Origin of the sequence: Shinella sp. H4-D48, from assembly GCF_022637395.1 — a bacterium.
Classification (GTDB): Bacteria; Pseudomonadota; Alphaproteobacteria; order Rhizobiales; family Rhizobiaceae; genus Shinella; species Shinella sedimenti.
In genome coordinates this window covers 2277145-2299797 of sequence record NZ_CP093337.1, presented here as the reverse complement: position 1 = coordinate 2299797, position 22653 = coordinate 2277145, and the positions used below count along the sequence as shown (strand labels likewise).

Annotated in this window: 18 protein-coding genes; 10 read left to right on the top strand and 8 right to left on the bottom strand. The window is 64.6% G+C overall.

Annotated features, from left to right (window positions below; genetic code table 11):
- Positions 1-2: 2 nt before the first annotated feature.
- Both cimA and rarD read left to right on the top strand, forming a co-directional pair.
- Positions 3-1619 (top strand): citramalate synthase, encoded by a 1617-nt coding sequence (gene cimA / locus MNR02_RS11330; RefSeq protein WP_241946844.1) that lies wholly within the window; start codon positions 3-5, stop codon positions 1617-1619.
- A gap of 115 nt (positions 1620-1734) precedes the next feature.
- Entirely contained in the window at positions 1735-2679 is a 945-nt protein-coding gene (gene rarD, locus MNR02_RS11325; RefSeq protein ID WP_241946843.1) for an EamA family transporter RarD, read from the top strand.
- An 83-nt stretch (positions 2680-2762) separates the two neighbouring features.
- On the opposite strand, the gene MNR02_RS11320 is transcribed toward rarD, so the two are convergent.
- Positions 2763-3383, bottom strand: a complete 621-nt coding sequence (locus tag MNR02_RS11320) for a TIGR00730 family Rossman fold protein (protein WP_241596853.1) — start codon at positions 3381-3383, stop codon at positions 2763-2765.
- A gap of 159 nt (positions 3384-3542) precedes the next feature.
- On the opposite strand from MNR02_RS11320, the gene MNR02_RS11315 reads away from it, so the two are divergent.
- From MNR02_RS11315 to MNR02_RS11285, 7 genes are all read left to right on the top strand, one after another.
- Complete coding sequence (locus MNR02_RS11315) at positions 3543-5807, top strand: LysM peptidoglycan-binding domain-containing protein (protein ID WP_241946842.1); 2265 nt, start codon at positions 3543-3545, stop codon at positions 5805-5807.
- A gap of 147 nt (positions 5808-5954) precedes the next feature.
- Entirely contained in the window at positions 5955-7850 is a 1896-nt protein-coding gene (locus MNR02_RS11310; protein WP_241946841.1) for an ABC transporter ATP-binding protein/permease, read from the top strand.
- Between the two features lie 159 nt (positions 7851-8009).
- On the top strand, positions 8010-8708 hold the full coding sequence (locus MNR02_RS11305; protein WP_241596834.1) for a phosphatidylserine decarboxylase: 699 nt from the start codon (positions 8010-8012) through the stop codon (positions 8706-8708).
- 71 nt (positions 8709-8779) lie between these two features.
- Entirely contained in the window at positions 8780-9628 is an 849-nt protein-coding gene (gene pssA, locus MNR02_RS11300; RefSeq protein ID WP_241596822.1) for a CDP-diacylglycerol--serine O-phosphatidyltransferase, read from the top strand.
- A 132-nt stretch (positions 9629-9760) separates the two neighbouring features.
- On the top strand, positions 9761-10216 hold the full coding sequence (locus MNR02_RS11295) for a MarR family winged helix-turn-helix transcriptional regulator (protein WP_371746664.1): 456 nt from the start codon (positions 9761-9763) through the stop codon (positions 10214-10216).
- Between the two features lie 80 nt (positions 10217-10296).
- On the top strand, positions 10297-11868 hold the full coding sequence (locus MNR02_RS11290) for an MFS transporter (protein WP_241948860.1): 1572 nt from the start codon (positions 10297-10299) through the stop codon (positions 11866-11868).
- A gap of 3 nt (positions 11869-11871) precedes the next feature.
- Entirely contained in the window at positions 11872-12906 is a 1035-nt protein-coding gene (locus MNR02_RS11285) for an HlyD family secretion protein (protein WP_241946840.1), read from the top strand.
- Positions 12907-12971: 65 nt separating this feature from the next.
- Here MNR02_RS11285 and MNR02_RS11280 read toward each other — a convergent pair whose 3' ends face one another.
- The 5 genes from MNR02_RS11280 to alr form a co-directional block, all read right to left on the bottom strand.
- Positions 12972-13712 carry an SDR family NAD(P)-dependent oxidoreductase gene (locus MNR02_RS11280; RefSeq protein WP_241946839.1) on the bottom strand — a complete coding sequence of 247 codons (741 nt, stop codon included), beginning with the start codon at positions 13710-13712 and terminating at the stop codon, positions 12972-12974.
- Positions 13713-13723: 11 nt separating this feature from the next.
- Positions 13724-15217: an amidophosphoribosyltransferase gene (purF, locus tag MNR02_RS11275; protein ID WP_241596798.1), complete on the bottom strand. Its 1494-nt coding sequence runs from the start codon at positions 15215-15217 to the stop codon at positions 13724-13726.
- Between the two features lie 192 nt (positions 15218-15409).
- The gene (locus MNR02_RS11270) at positions 15410-16012 is read right to left on the bottom strand and encodes a CvpA family protein (protein ID WP_241596784.1); all 603 of its coding nucleotides are present in this window, start codon (positions 16010-16012) and stop codon (positions 15410-15412) included.
- A gap of 141 nt (positions 16013-16153) precedes the next feature.
- On the bottom strand, positions 16154-17557 hold the full coding sequence (gene radA, locus MNR02_RS11265) for a DNA repair protein RadA (RefSeq protein WP_241946838.1): 1404 nt from the start codon (positions 17555-17557) through the stop codon (positions 16154-16156).
- A gap of 101 nt (positions 17558-17658) precedes the next feature.
- Complete coding sequence (gene alr / locus MNR02_RS11260; protein ID WP_241946837.1) at positions 17659-18828, bottom strand: alanine racemase; 1170 nt, start codon at positions 18826-18828, stop codon at positions 17659-17661.
- Between the two features lie 102 nt (positions 18829-18930).
- Between alr and MNR02_RS11255 the strand changes: the two genes are divergently transcribed.
- The gene (locus MNR02_RS11255) at positions 18931-19524 is read left to right on the top strand and encodes a hypothetical protein (protein WP_241946836.1); all 594 of its coding nucleotides are present in this window, start codon (positions 18931-18933) and stop codon (positions 19522-19524) included.
- A 64-nt stretch (positions 19525-19588) separates the two neighbouring features.
- Here the strand turns inward: MNR02_RS11255 and MNR02_RS11250 are convergent, their stop codons facing one another.
- Both MNR02_RS11250 and MNR02_RS11245 read right to left on the bottom strand, forming a co-directional pair.
- On the bottom strand, positions 19589-21088 hold the full coding sequence (locus MNR02_RS11250) for a replicative DNA helicase (protein WP_241946835.1): 1500 nt from the start codon (positions 21086-21088) through the stop codon (positions 19589-19591).
- Positions 21089-21359: 271 nt separating this feature from the next.
- Positions 21360-22646 (bottom strand): cyclopropane-fatty-acyl-phospholipid synthase family protein, encoded by a 1287-nt coding sequence (locus MNR02_RS11245; protein ID WP_241946834.1) that lies wholly within the window; start codon positions 22644-22646, stop codon positions 21360-21362.
- Positions 22647-22653: the final 7 nt, after the last annotated feature.

Genomic DNA, 22653 nt, shown 5'->3' with positions numbered 1-22653 from the left:
AGATGAAAAAAGACCGTATCTACCTTTTCGACACCACGCTGCGCGATGGCCAGCAGACACCGGGCATCGATTTTTCCGTCGAGGACAAGATCGCGATTGCCGGCATGCTGGACGAATTCGGCCTGGATTATGTCGAGGGCGGCTATCCCGGCGCCAACCCGACCGATACGGCGTTCTTCGCAAGGAAACGCACCGCACGCGCAAAATTCGTCGCCTTCGGCATGACGAAGCGCGCCGGCATTTCCGCCTCCAATGATCCGGGCCTTGCAGCCCTTCTCGATTCGCAAAGCGACGCGATCTGTCTCGTGGCCAAGAGCTGGGATTATCATGTGCGCGTGGCGCTCGGCTGTTCCAACGAGGAGAACCTCGAGAGCATCGCCGAATCGGTCAAGGCGGTCGTCGCTTCCGGCCGCGAGGCGATGATAGACTGCGAGCATTTCTTCGATGGCTACAAGGCTAACCCTGGCTACGCGTTGGCCTGCGCCACGACGGCCTTCGCATCGGGCGCGCGCTGGGTCGTGCTGTGCGACACCAATGGCGGTACGCAGCCGGCCGAGGTGCGCGCCATCGTCGAGGCGGTCATCGCCGCCGGCGTCCCGGGCGCGAACCTCGGTATCCACGCCCATAACGACACCGGACAGGCCGTCGCCAACACGCTCGCCGCCGTCGAGGCGGGCGTGCGGCAGATCCAGGGCACGCTGAACGGCATCGGCGAACGCTGCGGCAACGCCAATCTCGTGACACTCGTGCCGACGCTGGCGCTGAAGGAGACCTATGCCCAGCGCTTCGACATCGGCATCGACACCGACATGCTGGCGGGCCTCACCAAGCTGTCGCACACCTTCGACGAATTGCTGAACCGCTCGCCCGATCATCAGGCGCCCTATGTCGGCGCCTCCGCCTTCGCCACCAAGGCCGGCATCCACGCCTCCGCGCTCCTCAAGGACCCGCGCACCTATGAGCATGTTACGCCCGAAAGCGTCGGCAACCTGCGCAAGGTCATGGTGTCGGATCAGGGCGGCAAGGCGAACTTCATCAATGCGTTGAAGCTGCGTGGCATTACCGTCGCCAAGGACGATCCGAAGCTCGATCGCCTCATCCAGATCGTCAAGGAACGCGAGGCCACCGGCTATGCCTATGAGGGTGCGGATGCGAGCTTCGCGCTCCTGGCCTACCGCACGCTCGGCACAGTGCCGGATTTCTTCCATGTCGAGAGCTTTCGCGTGATGGTCGAGCGCCGCTACGACGCGAACGGCCAGCTCAAGACCGTCTCGGAGGCCGTGGTGCGCCTTATTGTCGACGGTGAGACCATGATGTCGGTGGCCGAGGGCCACGGCCCGGTCAATGCGCTCGACCTCGCACTGCGCAAGGACCTCGGCAAGTACCAGTCCGAAATCGCCGATCTGGAACTGGCGGACTACAAGGTGCGCATCCTCAACGGCGGCACCGAGGCCATCACCCGCGTCCTTATCGAATCGACCGATGCTTCCGGCGCGCGCTGGTGGACGGTCGGCGTCTCCGACAACATCATAGACGCTTCCTTCCAGGCGCTGATGGACAGTATCGTCTACAAGCTCCTGAAGAACCGGGGTGAGGCGGGCAAGGCCGCGGCGGAGTAAAGCGGGCGGCAGGTTCAATGCCGCTCATCATCCCTTCACCGGAATGAATTGGTACATTCATCGCGGTTAGAGTATTCCCGTCGAAAAATCCATAAATCGACGGGAAGTGACACCCATGGCCGACGCAAACTCCTCCAGCGGCCCGCAAACCGGCGATTCGCCGCGCGGTTTCGCCTTCGCCCTGACAGCTTATCTCCTGTGGGGCTTCCTGCCGTTCTTCATGAAGGCGGTGGCGCATATCCCGGCGGCCGAGGTGGTCGCGCATCGCATCATCTGGTCCGTGCCGCTCGCCGGCCTCGTCCTCGTCTGGCTGGGGCGCACCGGCGACATCAAGGTGGCGCTGCGCTCGCCGCGCATGATCGCCATGGCGACGCTGACGGCGGTGCTCATCACCATCAACTGGGGCATCTATGTCTGGGCCATCGGTGCCGGTCGCGCCATCGAGACGGCGCTGGGCTATTACGTCAATCCGCTGTTTTCGATCTTCCTTGGCGCCGTTCTGCTGAAGGAGAAGCTGGACCGGGCGCAGATGGTGGCGATTGCGCTGGCCGCCGTTGCGGTTGCCATTCTGGCATTCGATGCCGGAGGTCTGCCGTGGGTGTCGTTGGGGCTGTGCGTGTCTTGGGCCTTCTACGCCTTCTGCCGAAAGGCGCTGCCCATCGGCCCGAACCAGGGCTTCTTCCTGGAGGTGCTGATCCTCAGTGTGCCGGCTATCGGCTACATCATCTGGCTGGAATCCACGGGGCAGGGCCATTTCGGCGACACCGGCATGGCGGATGTGCTGTGGCTGCTGTCCTGCGGCGTCGTCACCGCGATCCCGCTCATGATCTATGCCAATGGCGCCAAGCTCCTGCGCCTCTCCACCATCGGCATCATGCAGTACATCGCGCCCACAATGATCTTCATCATCGCGGTCTTCGCCTTCGGCGAGCCTTTCGGTACGGTCAAGCTCATCGCCTTCGTCTTCATCTGGGCGGCACTTTTCATCTATTCGGGCCCCATGCTGCGCAGCGCGCGCAACCGCCGCCTGGCGGCCGCCGAAATCAAGGCGGCGGAATAGGGCGAACGGCTTTTCGCCCGACCGAAAGACAATGGCCGGGACGTGCCCGGCCATGATGGAACTGCGTGGTGAAGGAAGACCCGTCAGAGCCGGGCGATGATTTCCGCTTCGCCCTCGCGGTCGACCTGGCTCGCCCAATGTTCGAGCAGGGTCGAGACGATCTCCTCAGGCTCGTCGATGACGAGCGGCTGCACGAGATGGGCGGTGTGGATAAAGCCTTCGTCCGCCATGTGGCGGATGAGCTTGAGCATCGGATCCCAGAAGCCGCCAATATTGGCGAAGATCATCGGCTTGCGGTGGCGGCCGAGCTGCCCCCAGGTCATGATCTCGACGATTTCCTCCAGCGTGCCGATGCCGCCGGGCAGCGCGACGAAGGCATCGGAGCGCTCGAACATCTTGTGCTTGCGCTCGTGCATGTCAGGCGTGACGATCAGTTCGCTGAGCTGACCGAGCGAATGCCGCGTGGCCTCCATATCGATCAAGAATTGCGGTATGATACCCGTGACACGGCCGCCATGGGCGAGCACGCCGCTGGCGACGGCGCCCATGATCCCCTTGGTGCCTCCGCCATAGACGAGGCGGAGATGGTTTTCCGCCATGGCCTTGCCCAGGCTGCGCCCGGCATTGACATAGGACGCATCGCGTCCCGGCTGGGAACCGCAGTAAACGCAGACGGATCGAATCGGCATTGAATGTTCGCTCATGGGCCGATTCAGCCACCCGACCACGGGCCCGTCAAGGATAATGACGGAAAATGCGCGCATGGGAGGCTCCGGGAGACTGCAAACCTTGTGCGAGCCATCGGGAATCGGTAGCAATTCGGGCAGGGAACTCACCGGGAAACCGGGACAGAGAGAGAGTTGATGATGAAGAACAAGACCGGCCTGGTGGCTCTGATCGTGCTGGCGGCGGCAACGCTGCTCATGGTTTTCTTCGTGCTGCCCAACATGAACAAGGACAAGCCGGCTGAAACCACCGTCTCGACTGCAAGCGAGACACCGGCCGCGGGTGGTAGTGAAACCACGACGGCAGCCGGCAAGCAGGCGCGCGGCACGACCGAAGCCGCCGGCGAGGCCGCCGCGACAGACGGTGCCGCAAGTGCTGAGGCCAGCCCGGCGCAGGACGCGACCGCCACGCAGGAAACCGCCAAGGCGGATGCGACGCCGGACGCGCCGGGTGAAGACTGGGTCACGCCGTCCTTCGACGTGCTGCGCGTCGAGCCGGACGGCTCCACGGTCATTGCAGGCCGCGGCCAGCCGAACACCAAGCTGGAGATCAAGAACGGCGATACGGTCGTCGGCACGGCCGATATCGGCCCTTCCGGCGATTTCGCTGCCGTCTTCGACCAGCCGCTCGCCGCAGGCGACTATCAGCTTTCCCTCAACACGAAGGACGACAAGGGCACGTCGAAGACCTCCGAAGAGGTCGCGACCGTTTCCGTGCCCAAGGACGGCGCGGGCGATCTGCTCGCCATGGTCTCGCGCCCCGGCGAGGCGAGCCGCCTGATCACGGTTCCGCAGACCGACACGGCCGGTAATGCCGCCGAAACCGCAACCACCACGCCGGCCGGTGAAACGGCCGACAAGCCGGCGACCGAGACGGCGTCAGCGGATGTGGGCACCGCCAGCAGCGACCAGCCGGCAGCAGGCGAAACCGCGAATGGCTCTGATACCGCAGCGAAAACGTCCGGCGAGGCCGCGACGGCCTCTGCGCCCGAGGCTGTTGCCAAGGAAGCTCAGGCCCGTGTTTCGGCCGTCGAGCTGGAAGGCCGGCGCATGTTCATCGCCGGCACGGCCAAGCCGGGTGCGCTGATCCGTCTCTATGCTGACGACACGCTCGTCGGAGAGACGAAGGCGGACGAGCAGGGGCGCTATGTGGCCGACGGCACGATCGATCTTTCGGTCGGCCGCCACACGATCCGCGCTGACGTCATGAGCGCGGATGGCGACAAGGTCGAGTTCCGCGCCTCCGTGCCGTTCGATCGTCCCGAAGGTGAGCAGGTCGCCGCCGTCGTGGCGCAGGACAATCCGACGGGCGCATCCGACGCCACGCTCGGCCTGATCGGCGGTGGTACCTTCGACAAGCTGCGCGGCGATGCCGACAAGGCGCTCGCCCTGCTCAAGGGCCTCTACGCCAACGGTGCGGTTCCCTCCGCCGAACAGCTGGCCGCAGCCCGCTCGGCGACGGAAATCGCCTTGAAGTCACTGGCCGAGTTCAAGCCGGGCGAAGAAGAGGGCGACGCCGCACGCACGATGGCCGCCAAGGCCTCGGCCGCTGCCGCCGATGCGCTTGCCCGCCTGCGTGCACTGCCGACGGACGCTGCTGCCGTCGGTGCTGCGCTCGGCTCCATCGAGACGGCTGTGGCGGACGCGCTCGCGCCGGCCATCGAGAAGGCACAGACCATGGCCGAGAATGTCGCGGCTGCGGCTGACGGCTCCATCGAGGCGCTGGTCGAGCAGACCGCGGCGATCCACCAGAAGTTCGTCGCCCTCTTCGCCGATGGCCGCAACGCCACGGCGGCGGAAATCCAGACCGGCCGCTCCGCGCTGGAGGCAGCCCTGGACAAGATCGTCGGCTTCACCGTTCCGGCCAATACGACCGGCGACGTTGCTGCTGCAATCGAGAAGCTGAAGGGCTGGGCCTCCACCGCGCTCGACCGTCTGGCGGCCGTTCCGGCCGGGGCGGCCCCGGAGGCCTACCGTCAGGCGCTTGTGGCGCTGGAGGGCATGCCCTCGCTCAGCGCCGCTGCCGGCGCCGTGGAAACGACGACCGAAGGCGCGGTCGCGACGACGGCCGGCGCCACGTCCGCGCAAACGGCTGGCACCGATACGGCAGCCACCCCGGCGGGCGGCGAGGCCGCGGCCGAGGAGCCGGAAACGGTTGAGCAGGCGCCGCTTCAGGCCAGCAAGACCTCCGTCATCATCCGTCGCGGTGATACGCTGTGGCAGATCTCCCGCCGCATCTACGGCAAGGGTGTACGCTATACGACGATCTACCTCGCCAACGAGGACCAGATCACCGATCCGGACCGCATCATCCCCGGCCAGGTCTTCGGCATCCCCGACAAGACCGTGGAAACGGATGCGGCTGCCGAGGAGATGCACCGCAAGCATGTGCGCGGCAATTGATGCCTGACAATTTCCCGCCGGCGGTTGCGAAGCGGCCGGCGAGGACCTATCTCACACGGACGGCGCCCGAAAGGGCGCCGTCTTTTCATTAGAGCAATTCCAGCACGTAAAGACCGAACCGTTGCATATGGTTCGGCGGAGGCCAGCGTGGCGACGACGACGAAAAAGACGGTTTCGGCCGATAGCAGCAATCCGCTCCGGACGCTGGTCAACCTTTGGCCCTATATGTGGCCCTCCGACAGGCCCGACCTGAAGATGCGGGTTGTGTGGGCTTCGGTCTTCCTGCTCGCCGCCAAGGTCGTGCTGCTGCTTGTGCCCTATTTCTTCAAATGGGCGACGGATGCGCTGAACGGCAAGCCAGACGCCGTCGGCCTGCTGCCGGTCTTCATGCTCGGCGCGGTCATGCTGGTGCTCGCCTATAACGGCGCGCGCATCCTGCAGGCCGGCCTCAACCAGCTGCGCGATGCGCTGTTTGCCAGCGTCGGGCAATATGCGGTTCGCCAGCTTGCCTACCGCACATTCGTCCACCTGCACCGCCTGTCGCTGCGCTTTCATCTGGAGCGGCGCACCGGCGGCCTTTCGCGCGTCATCGAGCGCGGCACCAAGGGCATCGAGACGATCGTGCGCTTCACGATCCTCAACAGCGTGCCGACCTTCATCGAATTCCTGATGACCGCCGCCATCTTCTGGTGGGGCTACGGGCTGCAATATCTGCTCGTCACCGCCGTCACGGTCTGGCTCTACATCTGGTTCACGGTTCGCGCCTCCGACTGGCGCATCTCCATCCGCCGCTCGATGAACGACAGCGACACCGAGGCCAACACCAAGGCCATCGATTCGCTCCTGAACTTCGAGACGGTGAAGTATTTCGGCAACGAGGATATGGAGGCCCGCCGCTTCGACCAGTCCATGGAGCGCTACGAGAAGGCCGCGACCCAGGTCTGGACCTCGCTCGGCTGGCTGAACTTCGGCCAGGCGCTGATCTTCGGCATCGGCATGGCGGTCATGATGGCGATGTCGGCGTTCGCCGTGCAGCGCGGCGATCAGACACTCGGCGACTTCGTCTTCATCAATGCCATGCTGATCCAGCTGGCCATTCCGCTCAACTTCATCGGCTTCGTCTATCGCGAAATCCGCCAGGGCCTGACGGATATCGAGCAGATGTTCGATCTCCTGGAGGTTGAGGAAGAGGTGCAGGACAAGCCGGGCGCCGCCGATCTCGTCATCTCCTCCGGCGCCATCTCCTTCCGCGACGTGCATTTCGCCTATGATCCCGCGCGGCCTATCCTCAAGGGTGTCTCCTTCGACGTGCCCGCCGGCAAGACCGTCGCGGTCGTCGGCCCGTCTGGCGCCGGCAAGTCCACCCTGTCGCGGCTGCTCTATCGCTTCTACGATGTGCAGGAGGGTTCCATCACCATCGACGGGCAGGATGTGCGCGACGTCACGCAGAAGAGCTTGCGCCATGTCATCGGCATGGTGCCGCAGGATACCGTGCTGTTCAACGACACGATCGCCTACAACATCCGCTATGGCCGGCCCGATGCAAGCCAGGAGGAGGTGGTGGCCGCCGCCGAGGCCGCGCAGATCGGCCCGTTCATCCACCAGCTGCCCGAAGGCTTCAAGGCGATGGTGGGCGAGCGCGGCCTGAAATTGTCGGGCGGCGAGAAGCAGCGCGTCGCCATCGCGCGCACCATCCTGAAAAGCCCGCCCATCCTCATCCTCGATGAGGCGACCTCCGCGCTCGATACCCGCACGGAACAGGAAATTCAGGCGGCGCTGGACATCGTCTCGAAAAACCGCACCACGCTGGTCATCGCCCACCGCCTTTCCACGGTCATTTCCGCCGACGAGATCATCGTGTTGAAGGACGGCGCGATTGCCGAGCGCGGCACCCATGGCGAACTCATGCAGCGTGACGACGGCCTCTACGCCTCCATGTGGAACCGCCAGCGCGAGGCCGTGCAGGCCGAGGAACGCCTCAAGCAGGTGCGCGAGAGCGACGATCTCGGCATCATCGTGCGCGGCGCCCCTGCGGCGGAGTAGGATCAGGGATCAGGCAGCCGGAGCGGGCAACAGGGGGGAAGGGCGATCGCTTTTCCCCTGATTCCTATTGTCGACTGCCTATCACCTTTCCCTAAACATTGCCCCCATCGCCATTTCACGCTAGGTCGATGGCGTGAAATTGTCAGGAGATGTCGAAAAATGAGTTTGGTCGATACAGTCCGCAGCACCCTGGTGCCGATCCATCGGGAGGGCTGGAAGTTCGTGGCCGGCTTCTTTGTCGTCTCGCTTCTGCTGGGCTTGCTCTGGACGCCGCTGATGTGGATCGGCTTCGTCCTCACTGCCTGGTGCGCCTATTTCTTCCGCGATCCCGAGCGCCTGACGCCGCAGGACGACGACCTCGTCATCAGCCCGGCTGACGGCCGTGTCTCGGCCATCGCCTTGATGACGCCGCCGGTGGAACTAGAGCTGGGCGACCAGCCGATGCTGCGGATTTCGGTGTTCATGAATGTCTTCAACTGCCATGTGAATCGTGCGCCCATGCGCGGCCGCATCTCGCGCGTCGCCTATCGCGCGGGCAAATTCCTCAACGCCGACCTCGACAAGGCAAGCCAGGAGAACGAGCGTAACGGCCTCGTCATCGAAAGCGCGCATGGTGAAATCGGCGTCGTGCAGATTGCCGGCCTCGTCGCGCGCCGCATCCTGTGCTGGAGCACGATGAACGATCATTTGGACGCGGGCGAGCGCTTCGGCCTCATCCGCTTCGGCTCGCGCCTCGACGTGTTCCTGCCGGCCGGCGTCCAGCCGCGCGTCAGCGTCGGACAGACGGCGATTGCCGGCGAAACGGTGCTGGCGGAATTCGGCTCGGCCAAGGGCCCCGTCGTCAGCCGCAGGGCGTAGGATCGGGAAACGAGGTGGCCAACGGGGCGTTTTGCGCCGCGGCCGCGTCCAACCAAGAGAAACGACACGCGATGGAAACGCCATTTCCACCCTATGAGCCTGATGGCCCGAACGACGAAGCGCGCGGGCCGCGCCTGCGCGAAATCCCGCTGCGCATCGTCATTCCCAACGTCATCACTGTACTTGCTATCTGCGCGGGCCTCACCGGCATTCGGCTGGCCTTTGAAAACCGCTACGAACTGGCCGTGGGCATGGTGCTGCTCGCCGCCTTCCTCGATGGCATCGATGGGCGCGTGGCGCGCCTCCTCAAGGCCACGTCGAAGTTCGGCGGCCAAATGGATTCACTGGCCGACATCGTCAATTTCGGCGTCGCGCCCGCGCTCGTGCTCTATGTCTTCATCCTCGATCAGGCCCGCTCCTTCGGCTGGATTGCGGCACTGATCTACGCCATCGCGGCGGGCCTTCGCCTTGCGCGCTTCAATGTCATGGCCGAGCGCGAGACCAAGGCGAAATGGCAGAGCGAATACTTTGTTGGCGTGCCGGCCCCGGCCGGCGCCATGCTCGTACTCCTGCCGGTTTATATCGGCTTCCTCGGCGTGCCGCCGAGCCCGCTCTTCGCCTTCCTTGCCTCCGGCTATACGGTGGTGATCGGCTTCCTTCTGGTGAGCCGCCTGCCGGTCTGGTCGGGCAAGTCCGAGGGCAGCCGCATCCGCCGTGATCTCGTGCTGCCCGGCATCCTGCTCGTCGTGCTCTATGTGGCGACCCTGATGAGCTTTACCTGGGAAACCATGGTGGTGACCGTCGTGGCCTATCTCCTGACGCTGCCCTTCGGCGCCCGGTCCTGGAAGCGCAAATATGGCGGCTGGTCTGCACCCGTCACGCCGGCCGCCAGCGAGTTTCCCGAAACCGACGGTCACTGACCGCCGCAATCATTTTTACGTGAGCTTGCTGCAAGCCCCGTCCAGTCCTCTGGGCGGGGCTTGATTTTTGTCATGCCTTGGATTACCTAGCAAGCAAATAGATAGCAAGCTAATAATATTTGGGCTACCAAGATGATGATGACCGATCCGCGTGAACGCCTCCTCGACGATCTCTCCCGTGTCCAGCGCAAGATGCGCGCCTTGTTCGATGCGCGGGTGAAGGAGAGGGGGCTGACCCTGCCACGCGCCCGCGCCCTGATGATTCTCGGGCGCGGCTCCCAGCTCAACCAGCGCGAACTGGCCGATGAACTCGATATCGAGACGCCGACGCTGGTGCGCCTGCTCGACGGCATGGAGAAGCAGGGTTTCATCGCCCGCCAGTCGGTGGAGGGCGACCGCCGCGCCAAGCAGATCGTCATGACGCCGCACGGCGCGCGCATGGCCGGCGAAGTGCTCGATCTCGCGCGCTCGCTGCGGGCGGACGTGCTCGCCGACATTTCCACGGCCGACATGACCGCGACAGTGAAAGTCTTCGCGGCCATGTCGGACAACATTGCCAGGAGCTGCCGGGACAGCGTCGAGGCATGAGGACGGTTTCCCCAAGCGATGAGCTGGACGAGCCGGCCGAGCCGGTAACGCCGGTGGCCGCGCCACCGGCACCGCCGCCCATGCCACCCGGCCGTGCCGCCCTCTACATGGCCGCCTCCACATTGCTGGCCATGACGCAGGGGTTCGGCATGAACTTCGTCGCCGCCAATCTGCCGCAGCTGCAAGGCCCGCTTGGCGCGACAAGCACGGAGGCGGTCTGGCTGGTCGCGGCCTATATGGCGCCCAACGCCTCGCTGTCGATCGCGCTCATCAAGATCCGCAACCAGTATGGTCTGCGCCACTTCGCCGAACTCGGCATTGCCGTCTTCCTCGTCGTTTCGGTAATGCACATCTTCATCACCGATCTGCATTCGGCAATCGTGCTGCGCTTCTTCGCCGGCATGGCTGCCGCGCCCCTCTCGTCCCTCGGCTTCCTCTACATGCTGGAGGCCTTTTCACCGGCGCGAAAGCTGACCGTCGGCATCTCGCTGGCGCTGACCAATATCGGGCTGGCCGCGCCGCTGACCCGCATCATCTCGCCGCCGCTGATCGACCTCGGCGGGGTAAGGGCGTTGCTCTATCTCGAACTCGCGCTTGCCATGCTGTCCTTCGCGGCGATCTATCTCCTGCCGCTGACCCCGATTCCGCGTGCCAAGGTCATCGAGAAGCGCGCTATCGTCAGCTATCTTTTCATCGCCGTCGGCTTCGGCTCGGCTGCCGTGATCTTCGTCGTCGGCCGAACCTACTGGTGGCTTGAGGCGGAGTGGATCGGCGTTCTGGCCGTCGTGATGATTGCCGCGCTCACCATCGCGGCCGTTCTCGAGCTCAATCGAGAGACGCCGCTGATCGACCTGCGCTGGCTCCTCAGCCGCGAGGTGATGCATTTCGCCGCCGTCCTCATCCTCTTCCGGCTCATGCTGGCCGAGCAGACGGCGGTGGCCGGCAACTTCTTCCAGATCATGGGCCTGCAGAACGGCCAGCTGACCGGCCTTTACACCTATGTCGCCCTGGCGACGCTTGCGGGCGGGCTCGTCTGCGCGGCGATCCTCAAGCCCAGCCGTGAACCCGGCATCCACATGGCGGCGCTCATGCTGATCGGCGTCGGCGCCTGGCTCGACAGCCACGCCACCAACCTGACGCGGCCGCACGATATGTATTTCAGCCAGGCGATGATCGCCGCCGGCGGCGGTCTGTTTCTGCCGCCCGCCATCGCTGCGGGCTTCACCATGGCACTGCGCAAGGGCCCGCAATACATCCTGAGCTTCATCGTGGTCTTCCTCGTCACGCAGAGCCTCGGCGGCCTTGCCGGCTCCGCGATCTTCGGCTCCTTCATCACGCTGCGCGAGAAGTTCCATTCCAACATCCTCGCCCAGACAATGACCCTGACCGATCCGCTCGTCGCCGCGCGCGTTTCGCAGCTTGCCGCCGGCTATGGCCGTACGATCACAGATCAGGCGGTGCTCAAGGCCGAGGGTGTGGCGCTGCTCAGCCAGCAGGTGACGCGCGAGGCGAACGTGCTCGCGCACAACGATGCGTTTTTCGTCATCGCGCTTCTGGCCGTCGCCTCCGCCGTCGCGCTCGCCATCCACCGCATCTATGTCCGAATCAGAGAGGCGGGCGCCGTTTCGGGCGCGGCCGCCGCAAAGGCTTGATCCATGAAAGAGTATATTCGCAACACTGCGACGGCGCTGGCCGTCATCCTTGGCGTCGCCGGCATTGTCGTCGTTGCCTATGCCTGGCGCCTTCCGCCCTTCAGTAGCCAGGTCCAGACGACGGACAATGCCTATGTGCGCGGCTACGTGACCCTGATCAGTCCGCAGCTCGCGGGCTACGTCACGGAGGTGGCGGTCAAGGATTATGAGAGCGTCAAGCAGGGGCAAGTGCTCGCCCGCCTGGATGACCGCATCTACCGCCAGAAGCTCGCCCAGGCCGAGGCCACGCTCGCCAGCCAGAAGGCGGCACTTGCGAATTCAGAGCAGCAGGAAAATGCCGCCAAGGCCCGCATCGGCGCCAGCGAAGCCGCGCTCGGCGGTGCCACCTCGGCCAAGCGTCGGGCAGAGGAAAACTGGAACCGCGTCGAGGAACTGTCGACCAAGGGCATCTCCACCCAGAGCGATCTCGAGCAGAGCCGTACGACGCTCGATCAGGCCGAGGCCGCGGTCTCGCAGGCACAGGCCAATCTCGAAGTGTCGAAGCAGGATCTGCAGACGATCATCGTCGGCCGTGATTCGCTCGGCGCGGCCGTTGCCGGCGCCGAGGCCGCCGTGGAACTGGCGCGGATCGATCTTTCCAACACCACGATCACCGCGCCGCGCGATGGCGTGGTCGGCGAGGTCGGCGTCAAGCTCGGCCAGTATGTCGCCGCCGGCACGCAGCTCATGGCCGTCGTGCCGCGCGATACCTGGGTCATCGCCAATTTCAAGGAAACCCAGCTTGCCTATATCAAGCCGGGGCAGGCGGTGGAGGTGACGGTCGATGCCTTCCGCCACGCCACGCTCAGGGGCCATGTCGAGCGCTTTTCGCCGGCCGCTGGCTCGGAGTTCAGCGTCATCAGGCCCGACAACGCCACGGGCAATTTCACCAAGGTCGCCCAGCGCATCCCCGTCCGCATCGCCATCGACGACGGACAGGACCTGTCGCAATACCTGGCGCCGGGCCTTTCGGTGGAGGTGAGGACGGTGGTGGAGTAGGGCGCCAGCGCCCCCTCTGGCCGGCAGGGCAGAGGGGGCAATCCACAACTCCTCATGCCAACGGATCACTCCGGCAGGCGGTAATCCACCAGGCGCCCCTGGCGCATGTCGAACAGCTTGCCGGTCTCGGCATAGTCGCGCGCGACGAGCGGCAGGATGGCCTTGGCCACCTCGGAGGGATGCTGCACCGTCGAGGGATCTTCGCCGGGAATGGCCTGGGCGCGCATGGCCGTGCGGGTGCCGCCGGGATCGAACGAGGTGATGCGCAGCGCCGTGCGCTGCGTCTCGCCGGCCCAGGTGCGGGCCAACGCCTCGACGGCGGCCTTGGAGGCGGAGTAGGGCCCCCAGAACGGCTTGCACTTGTGGGCGGCGCTCGAGGAGAGCAGCACGGCGCGGCCGGCATCGGATTTCAGGAGCAGCGGCGCCACCGAGCGGATCAGCCGCCACGTCGCCGTGACGTTGATGTTCATCACCTTCTCGAACACCTTCGCCTCGACATGGTCGATCGGCGAGATGACCCCGAGCATGCCGGCATTGGCAATGAGGATGTCGAGCTTGCCCCAGCGCTCGAAGATCGAGCCGCCGAGCTTGTCGATGGCCGCCATGTCGGCGAGGTCGAAGGGCACCAGCGTGGCCGAGCCGCCCGCGGCCTGGATGGCATCGTCCAGTTCTTCCAGCCCCCCGACGGTGCGGGCACAGGCGATCACATGGGCGCCCGCCTTGGCCAGTTCGAGGGCGGTGAAATAGCCGATCCCGCGCGACGCGCCGGTGACCAGCGCGATGCGGTCTTTCAGGTCGATGCTCATGCTGTCTTCAATTATCCGTTGCTTGCCAGAACCGAGACCTTCCGTCCCATCGTCTCGCCTTCCTTGTCAAGGAGGCGCGTCGGATAGTCGCCGGTGAAGTAATGATCGGTGAACTGTGGACGGGCCGGGTTGCGATCCTCGCCGCCGACGGCCCGGTAGAGACCGTCGATTGAGATGAACTCCAGCGAATCCGCACCGATATACTTCGCCATGGCGTCGACGTCGGCATACTGGTTGGCCAGAAGTTTGTCCCGATCCGGCGTGTCGATGCCGTAGAAGTCCGGATAGAAGATCATCGGGCTCGCCACGCGCACATGCACTTCCTTGGCACCGGCGTCGCGGATCATCTGTACGATCTTCAGCGAGGTGGTGCCGCGCACGATCGAATCGTCCACGAGAATGACGCGCTTGCCCTCGATCATCGCACGGTTGGCCGAGTGCTTCAGCTTGACGCCGAAGGCGCGGATCTGCTGCGTCGGCTCGATGAAGGTGCGGCCCACATAGTGGTTACGGATGATGCCGTATTCGAACGGGATGCCGCTCTCCTGGGCGTAACCCAGAGCCGCGGGCGTGCCTCCATCCGGCACGGGCACCACGACGTCACCCTCGACCGGGTGTTCTTTCGCAAGGTTGATACCCATGTTCTTGCGCGCCACATAGACGCTGCGGCCGCCGACGACGGAATCGGGACGGGCGAAATAGACATATTCGAACAGGCAGAGCCGTTCCGGCTGCGCATTGCCGGATTTCCTGGCCTCGATGGTGATCGAGCCGTCCGGCTGGATCTCGCAGATGACGATCTCGCCGTTCTCCACGTCACGAATGAACTTGGCGCCGATGATGTCGAGCGCGCAGGTCTCCGAGGCGAAGATCGGCTTGCCGTCGAGTTCGCCCATGACGAGCGGACGGATACCGGTGGGGTCGCGCGCGGCGATCAGCTTCGTGCGGGTGATGCCGAGCATCGAATAGCCGCCTTCCATCTGGCGGATCGCATCGATGAAGCGGTCGGTCGTGTTGGTGTAGCGCGAGCGGGCGATGAGGTGGAGAACGACTTCCGTATCCGAGGTCGACTGACAGATGGCGCCGCCGGCAATGAGCTGACGGCGCAGCGTCAGGCCGTTGGTGAAGTTACCGTTATGGGCGACGGCGATGCCGCCGACTTCCAGTTCCGCAAACAGCGGCTGCACGTTGCGCAGCGCCACTTCCCCTGTCGTGGAGTAGCGCGTGTGGCCGATCGCCATGTTGCCGGGCAGCTTCGCCAGCGTCACCGGATTGGTGTAATGGTCGCCGACGAGGCCCATATGCTTTTCTGTGTGGAACTGCATGCCGTCGACGGAGACGATACCCGCCGCCTCCTGGCCGCGATGCTGGAGCGCATGCAGGCCAAGCGCGGTCAGCGTTGCAGCATCGGGATGGCCCAGAATGCCGAAAACGCCACACTCCTCGTGAAGCGTATCGCCGTCGAGATCGTCATCGTGGCGGCCGGGGAACAGGAAATCGCTCATTGCTGCAAGCCTTTGCTCGGAACCTGGGAGGTTGCACGGGGGTCTTCACCGCTCCGGCCATGCCCATATGGGGATGGCCTAAAGCATTTGCCACCGAGGCCCGGAAGCATCAGTGGCTGTTCTTTCATCCTAACAAAAAAACGGGGAGCCTGCCTTCGTCAATTTTCGCGAGCGGCGGCTCCCCTGATTGTCTTATCCGTTCGTCGCGGGCGTCTCTTCGGCGGGCGCCTGGTTCGTTCCGCCGGCAGCGCCGTCCGGATCCTCCGTGGCGCCGTCGGTCTGCTTGCCGCGCAGGCGATCGATGATCGTCGCGTCGGCATCTTCCGGCAACAGCGCCACGAGGCGCGAGCCGAGATTGTCGAGCAGCGGCTTGGATTTCGCGGTGGTGACCCAGGACGGCTGCTGCTGCGGCGCCACCAGCCAGTTGAAGAACAGCATGGCCACAACGACGAGCAGGATGCCGCGCGCCGCGCCGAACAGGAAGCCCAGGGTGCGGTCGAGTGCGCCGATACGGCTGTCGATGATGAAATCGGCGATGCGCATGGTGATGAAGGAGATCACGATGAGCGCGACGAGGAAGATGGCGGCGGCGGAACCCACCAGGGCGACCGTGTCGCTCGTCGTATAGTCCTTCGCATAGGGCAGAAGGACGGGATACAGGAAATAGGCGGCGGCTGCGGCACCGACCCAGCTTGCGACGGAGAGCACCTCGCGCGAGAAGCCGCGCACCATCGCCAGCACGGCGGAGAACAGCGCAACGCCGATGACGATACCGTCGAGAATTGTGATGGGCATGTTCGTCCTACTCCAAACCCGAAATGTCGCCAGGCCCGCCCCGTGCGAAGCGCACATTAGCGGAAGGCGTCTTCGCCGTCCCGGTTCGGCACGCTTCAAACCCGTGTTTCCCACAGGGCATTGACCCGCTGCCGAAGGCCGTCAGACGTCCTCGTCTTCCCGCTTGAGAGCGCTCTTCGATCCGGCGATGCGCGCCACCAGGTCCGGCAGGCCTTCGATCTCGCTCCAGCGGCCGCCGGTGCCCTTGGGCAGTTCGGCTGAACCCGCTGGCAGCAGGGCCTGCGAAAACCCCAGCTTTTCCGCCTCCTTGAGGCGCTGGGCGGTGTGCGCAACCGGACGAATGGCGCCCGACAGGCTGACTTCGCCGAAATAGACGCAATCGGCGGGAAGGGCAAGACCGGCAAGCGAGGAAACCAGCGCCGAGGCCACCGCAAGGTCCGCCGCCGGCTCCGAGATGCGGTAGCCGCCCGCCACATTGAGGTAAACGTCGTGTTGACCGAGCCGCACGCCGCAATGGGCCTCCAGCACCGCAAGGATCATCGAAAGGCGCGCCGAATCCCAGCCCACGACGGCGCGGCGCGGTGTGCCGAGCGAGGTCGGCGCCACCAGCGCCTGCACCTCAACCAGCACCGGCCGCGTGCCCTCCATGCCGGCGAAGACCACGGCACCGGGCGCCTTTTCGTTGCGCTCGCCAAGGAAGAGCTCTGACGGGTTGGAAACCTCGCGCAGGCCCTTGTCGGACATTTCGAAGACACCGATCTCGTCCGTCGGCCCGAAGCGGTTCTTTACCGTGCGCAGGATGCGGTAATGGTGGCCGCGGTCGCCCTCGAAATAGAGCACGGCGTCGACCATGTGTTCGACGACGCGCGGTCCCGCGATCTGGCCTTCCTTGGTGACATGGCCAACCAGCACCATGGCCGCGCCCGTCTGCTTGGCGAAGCGGATCATGGCCTGCACGCCGGTGCGCACCTGCGTCACCGTGCCGGGCGCGGCCTCCGCCGTATCGCTCCACAGCGTCTGGATCGAATCGATGATGACGAGGTCCGGTCGTTTGCCTTCGCCGATGGTGGCCAGGATGTCCTCGACATTGGTTTCGGCGGCCAGCAGCACGTCGGTCTGGTGTGCCTGGAGACGCTGCGCGCGCAGCCTGACCTGCGCCACGGCCTCTTCGCCCGAGACATAGATGATGCGGTGGCCATGGCGGGAGAGGGCAGCAGCGGCCTGCATCAGCAGCGTCGACTTGCCGATGCCGGGATCGCCACCGATCAGCACGGCCGAACCGCGCACGAAGCCGCCGCCCGTGGCGCGGTCGAGTTCGGCGATGCCGGTATGGATGCGCGGCGCTTCCTCGATCTCGCCCGACAGCGCCGTCAGCGCGACGGGCCGGCCTTTCTTCGGCACCTTGCCGGGGCCCGAGCCGATGCCACCCATCGGGTCTTCCTCGACCACGGTGTTCCACTCGCCGCAGCCCTCGCATTTTCCCACCCAGCGGGAATGCACGGTGCCGCAGTTCTGGCAGACGAATTGAGTGCGGCCTTTCGCCATCAGGACTTAATCTCCGGTATCAGTCGCTAGTGGCAATAGCACAAAACGGGAACAAGTCCAGTTCGCCGATGGGTGTGAGCACGTCGCCGTCGTGAGGAAATCTACTTCTTCAACGCCTCGTAGCGCCGTTCGTAGCGGTTGCCCAGGCTTGTAAGAAGCTCGTAATCAACGGTGCCGGCGGCACGCGCCACATCCTCGATCGGCATGGTCCTTCCGAAGAGTTCGATGAAATCGCCCGGCCGCACGCTTCCGGCGGGCAGGGCCGTCACATCGAAATGCGTAAGGTCCATGGTCACGCGGCCGATGATCGGCACGGGGTGGCCATGCAGCATGCCGCTCGGGCCGGCAAGGCCGGTCTGGCGCAGCGGTATGCCGGCGCTGGAAAGGCTGCGCATATAGCCGTCCGCATAGCCGATGGCGGCGATGGCCACGCGTGTATCGCGCGCGCAGACCACGGCGGCGCCGTAGCCTACGCTTTCGCCGGCCTTCACGTCGCGCACCTGGAGAATGCGGGCCTCCGCCGTGACGACCGGTTTCATCGGGTTCGGCACGCCATTGACCGCGGCCCCGCCATAAAGCGCGATGCCGGGGCGGGTGAGGGTGAAGTGATAGTCCTCGCCAAGAAAGATACCGGCGGAATTGGCAAGCGTCGCGTCGATATCGCCGAAGGCGGAAATGACGCTGCGGAAGCGCTGGAGCTGCTGTCGGTTCAGCGCGTGGGAAGGCTCGTCGGCGCAGGCAAGGTGGCTCAGCAGCATGATCGGCGAAAAGCTCGCGGGCCGTGCGATGTCCTCGGCAAGCGCCAGCGCATCCTCCACCCTCAGCCCCAGACGGCTCATGCCGGTGTCGACATGCAGCACGCAGGGAATGTCGCCGCCATCAGCAATCGCGGACATGAACACGACAAGCTGTTCCTCCGAGACGATGACCGGCACAAGGTCGAATTCGAAGAACAGCCGCTCGGCGCCCGCCCACATGCCCGAAAGCACATAGATGCGCGCATCGGGCAGAACGGCACGCACAGCAGCGCCTTCGGCGGGCGTAGCGACGAAGAAGTCGCGCGCGCCGGCCTGATGGAAGGTTTTGGCGGCGGGTTCCAGGCCGATTCCGTAGGCGTCGGCCTTCAGCACGGCGGCGGTGCGGGCCGCGCCGGAGCGGCGGTCCATGGCGCGCCAGTTGTCGGCAAGCGCGGAAAGGTCGATCGTCAGGCGGGCATGATCCTCGCCTGCGACAGGAAGCGTTGGGCGGCCGGAAGCTGAAAGTTTGCTCATCGTGTGGAAATACAGCCTGTGGACTGTGGCCGCAATACGGTCGGCGCGCGCATTGCGGCGGCCCGGCGCCGGCCCTATGGTGCGGTGCAAACAGGAGCGAGCATGGCGCGCAGAAAACCATTGATCATTGCCGCTGCGATGTTTCTCCTGGCCATGCCCGTCCTCGCGCAGGAGACCCCGACCGACGCGGATATCCGGGATGCCCATGCGGCGCTGCTCGGCCTTGCCCGAGACGATGGAACGCCCGAGAAGGACCACGCTGCCGCAGTCTATTATTCCATCGTCGAAAACCCGGATGCGCCGCGCCTCGTCACCCGTCTCGAAGTGGGCGGCGCCCCATGCCGCTCCCGCTTCATGTCCGCGCTGCAGTTTCCCAACCAATGGGCAACCCTGACCTTCGGCATGGTGGACCTGCGCCGTGTCACGTCCGTCATCGCCTACGCTTCGGCCGACGACATGATCGCGGGCGTGAAGCCGGTGCCGGTCGATTCGGAAAAGGCCGTGCAGATCGTTCTCACCGGCAAGGATCTGCACTGCTCCAGCCGCATGTCGCTTTCGGGCGAAGCCGCCTCGGACCCGGTTTGCTCCGACCGGCTGGACCTGACACTGACGGACGCGCGGGAAAAGGAGCGCGCCCGCAAGGCGCTCGCCATCGTCGCCGGCACCTGCAAAGCGCCGGCCTTTTCCAAGAAGTAAGCGCGCAAAAAGGCCGGGCAGGGCCCGGCCGTTCGTGACAGATATAAGCGGCTTGAACCCGGCCTCAATGCTCGTACTGGGTGAAGGACGGGTCGGCGAGGTCGGTGAAGCGGGTGTATTCCGACTGGAAGGCGAGCTTCACCGTGCCGGTCGGTCCGTGACGCTGCTTGGCGATGATGACGTCGGCCGTCCCCTTCACGCCCTCGAACTTCATCTTCCATTCCTCGTATTTCGGATCGAACTCGTCGCGCGGCTCGAGGTTCTTCACGTAGTATTCCTCGCGGAACACGAAGAGCACCACGTCGGCGTCCTGCTCGATGGAGCCTGATTCGCGAAGGTCCGAAAGCTGCGGGCGCTTGTCCTCGCGGCTTTCCACCTGACGGGAGAGCTGGGAGAGCGCGATGATCGGCACGTTCAGTTCCTTGCCCAGCGCCTTGAGGCCCGTGGTGATCTGGGTGATTTCCTGCACGCGGTTGTCGCTCGACTTGCCCGAGCCGGTCATGAGCTGGATGTAGTCCACCACAAGGCAATCGAGACCGCGCTGGCGCTTGAGGCGTCGGGCGCGTGCCGAGAGCTGGGCGATGGAAATACCACCGGTCTGGTCGATATAGAGCGGCACCTTCTGCATCATCTGGCTGCAGGCGACGAGCTTCTCGAAATCGGCCTCGGAAATGTCGCCGCGGCGGATTTTCGAGGAGGACACTTCCGTCTGCTCGGAAATGATACGGGTCGCCAGCTGTTCTGACGACATTTCGAGCGAGTAGAAGCCGACGACGCCGCCATTGCGCGCCTTGTACGAACCGTCCGCCTGCACTTCGGGCTCGTAGGACGCCGCAATATTATAGGCGATGTTGGTGGCAAGCGAGGTCTTGCCCATGCCGGGACGTCCCGCAAGCACGATAAGGTCCGAACGCTGCAGGCCGCCCATGCGGGCGTCGAGCGAATGGATGCCGGTGGAAATGCCCGACAGCGAACCATCGCGCTCGAAAGCCTGACCGGCCATGTCGATCGCCTGCGCCACCGCATCGTTGAACGACTGGAAACCGCCGTCGTAGCGGCCTGTTTCGGCCAGTTCGAACAGCCGGCGTTCTGCGTCCTCGATCTGCGTCTGCGGTGGCATGTCGAGCGGCGCGTCATAGGCGATGTTGACCATGTCCTCACCGATATTGATCAGCGAGCGACGCAGTGCGAGATCGTAGATCGCCCGGCCATAGTCTTCCGCGTTGATGATCGTCACGGCCTCGGCCGCCAGACGCGCAAGATATTGCGGGATCGTCAGGTCGCCGACCCGTCCGTCCGTCGGCAGGTGCGTCTTGAGCGTGATCGTCGTGGCAATCTTGCCCATGCGGATCGTGTCGCCGGCAAGCTCGTAGATCTTGCGGTGCAGCGGCTCGTGGAAATGGATCGGCTTCAGGAAGTCGGAGACGCGGTAATAGGCATCGTTGTTGACGAGAATGGCGCCCAGCAGCGCCTGTTCGGCCTCGACGTTGTTCGGCGCCTCGCGGTGGTGAAGCTCCGCATTGTCGTGACCAGCCTGGCTGAGCTTGCGCACGGCATCATTCATCGTCCCGAATCTCCCCGTCCTCTTTTGCGAAGGCCGATGGTTTGGGTTCTTTACCGTCGGGGGTCAAGCGCATCCGACTCATACCGACGTTTAAGCCCGGTCTTAGACTTTTCCACAGGCGGGCATGACACAGCAAGCCCGGATTCCTCCGGGACATCTGGCTTTCGGTTGACTCGCTACGCGAATCTTCACGCATTGCCAGCCGAGGCGGCACGCTGCGGCATCTGAAACAACGATCGAAAAGCTCTGGTGAGTGTTGCCCGGAGCGTCTCTAGAGCGATGCCTCCTGCGGGAACTGCCGCGGGCCGCGCTGCTCGCCTTTGGGATTGCCCTCATGCGCCTTGAGGCAATCCTCACCGCGGCCGATATAGTCGCGGGTCAGCGGCATGGCCTCCTGATCGTGCGCCAGCTGGAGCTGGAAGACGACGAGGTTCTGCCAGCGGAAGGCGCTTTCGGACGCCGCGAGATAGAACTCCCAGATACGGCAGAACTTCTCGTCGTAGAGCGCCTTGGCCTCGTCGCGCCGGGCCATGAAGCGCTCGCGCCAGTGGCGCAGGGTCTCGGCATAATGCAGACGCAGGATTTCCACATCCGTCACGACAAGCCCGCTTTTCTCCACAGCCTGCATCACCTCGGACAGGGCAGGGATGTAGCCCCCGGGAAAGATGTATTTCTCGATGAACGGATTGTTGGCCGTCGGCCGGTCGGTGCGGCCGATCGTGTGCAGCAGCATCACGCCGTCGCGCTTCAGAAGGGCTGCGCTCTTCTTGAAGAAGGTGAGGTAGTTCGGCCGCCCGACATGCTCGAACATGCCAACGGAGACGATGCGGTCGAACGGGCCGTCCGTGTTGCGGTAGTCCTGCAGCAGAAACGTCACCTCGTCGGCTAGCCCCGCCTCGTTCGCCCGTTTTACCGACAGCGCATGCTGCTCGTCGGAAAGGGTGACGCCCGTGACCTTCGCGCCGAGCTGGCGGGCAAGGTAGAGCGCCATGCCGCCCCAGCCGCTGCCGATGTCGAGCACGTTCTGGCCCGGCCTGTTGATGTTGAGTTTGGCGGCGATGTGCCGTTTCTTGGCAAGCTGCGCCTCGTCCAGCGACTGGTCCGGCCGTTCGAAATAGGCGCAGGAATATTGCCGGTCCTGATCGAGGAAGAGGTCGTAGAGCGCGCCGGTCAGGTCGTAGTGATGCTGCACGTTGCGGCGTGAGCGCACGACGCTGTTCTTCTCGCGCGCCCAGCGCAGCAGGTAGCGCAACCGCTCCAGCGTCCGGTTCCACCGTGTGTCGTAGTACTGAAAGTCGGGATTGCCGGTGAAGACGATCTTGAGCAGACCGTACATGTCACCCTCGACGATATCGATATCGCCGGTGCCGTAGTGATGGCCGAGATAGTAGGCCGGGTCGAGCGCAAGGCCCCAAAGCGCCTTGCGGCTGTTGATGCGCATGTGCACCGGATTGCCGGTTCCATCGCCGAAGGTCTGGCGGGATCCGTCCGGGTAGGTGACCGTCAGATTTCCAGTCTCGACGAGGCGGGAAACAAGAGCCTGTACTATGAATTTCATCAGCAAA

What these genes read in the sequence shown, in the direction of transcription:
- cimA (WP_241946844.1), top strand. Translation starts at nt 3, where the DNA reads ATGAAAAAAGACCGTATCTACCTTTTCGACACCACGCTGCGCGATGGC.
- rarD (WP_241946843.1), top strand. Translation starts at nt 1,735, where the DNA reads ATGGCCGACGCAAACTCCTCCAGCGGCCCGCAAACCGGCGATTCGCCG.
- MNR02_RS11320 (WP_241596853.1), bottom strand. Translation starts at nt 3,383, where the DNA reads ATGAGCGAACATTCAATGCCGATTCGATCCGTCTGCGTTTACTGCGGT.
- MNR02_RS11315 (WP_241946842.1), top strand. Translation starts at nt 3,543, where the DNA reads ATGATGAAGAACAAGACCGGCCTGGTGGCTCTGATCGTGCTGGCGGCG.
- MNR02_RS11305 (WP_241596834.1), top strand. Translation starts at nt 8,010, where the DNA reads ATGAGTTTGGTCGATACAGTCCGCAGCACCCTGGTGCCGATCCATCGG.
- pssA (WP_241596822.1), top strand. Translation starts at nt 8,780, where the DNA reads ATGGAAACGCCATTTCCACCCTATGAGCCTGATGGCCCGAACGACGAA.
- MNR02_RS11295 (WP_371746664.1), top strand. Translation starts at nt 9,761, where the DNA reads ATGATGATGACCGATCCGCGTGAACGCCTCCTCGACGATCTCTCCCGT.
- MNR02_RS11290 (WP_241948860.1), top strand. Translation starts at nt 10,297, where the DNA reads ATGCCACCCGGCCGTGCCGCCCTCTACATGGCCGCCTCCACATTGCTG.
- MNR02_RS11285 (WP_241946840.1), top strand. Translation starts at nt 11,872, where the DNA reads ATGAAAGAGTATATTCGCAACACTGCGACGGCGCTGGCCGTCATCCTT.
- MNR02_RS11280 (WP_241946839.1), bottom strand. Translation starts at nt 13,712, where the DNA reads ATGAGCATCGACCTGAAAGACCGCATCGCGCTGGTCACCGGCGCGTCG.
- purF (WP_241596798.1), bottom strand. Translation starts at nt 15,217, where the DNA reads ATGAGCGATTTCCTGTTCCCCGGCCGCCACGATGACGATCTCGACGGC.
- MNR02_RS11270 (WP_241596784.1), bottom strand. Translation starts at nt 16,012, where the DNA reads ATGCCCATCACAATTCTCGACGGTATCGTCATCGGCGTTGCGCTGTTC.
- radA (WP_241946838.1), bottom strand. Translation starts at nt 17,557, where the DNA reads ATGGCGAAAGGCCGCACTCAATTCGTCTGCCAGAACTGCGGCACCGTG.
- alr (WP_241946837.1), bottom strand. Translation starts at nt 18,828, where the DNA reads ATGAGCAAACTTTCAGCTTCCGGCCGCCCAACGCTTCCTGTCGCAGGC.
- MNR02_RS11255 (WP_241946836.1), top strand. Translation starts at nt 18,931, where the DNA reads ATGGCGCGCAGAAAACCATTGATCATTGCCGCTGCGATGTTTCTCCTG.
- MNR02_RS11250 (WP_241946835.1), bottom strand. Translation starts at nt 21,088, where the DNA reads ATGAATGATGCCGTGCGCAAGCTCAGCCAGGCTGGTCACGACAATGCG.
- MNR02_RS11245 (WP_241946834.1), bottom strand. Translation starts at nt 22,646, where the DNA reads ATGAAATTCATAGTACAGGCTCTTGTTTCCCGCCTCGTCGAGACTGGA.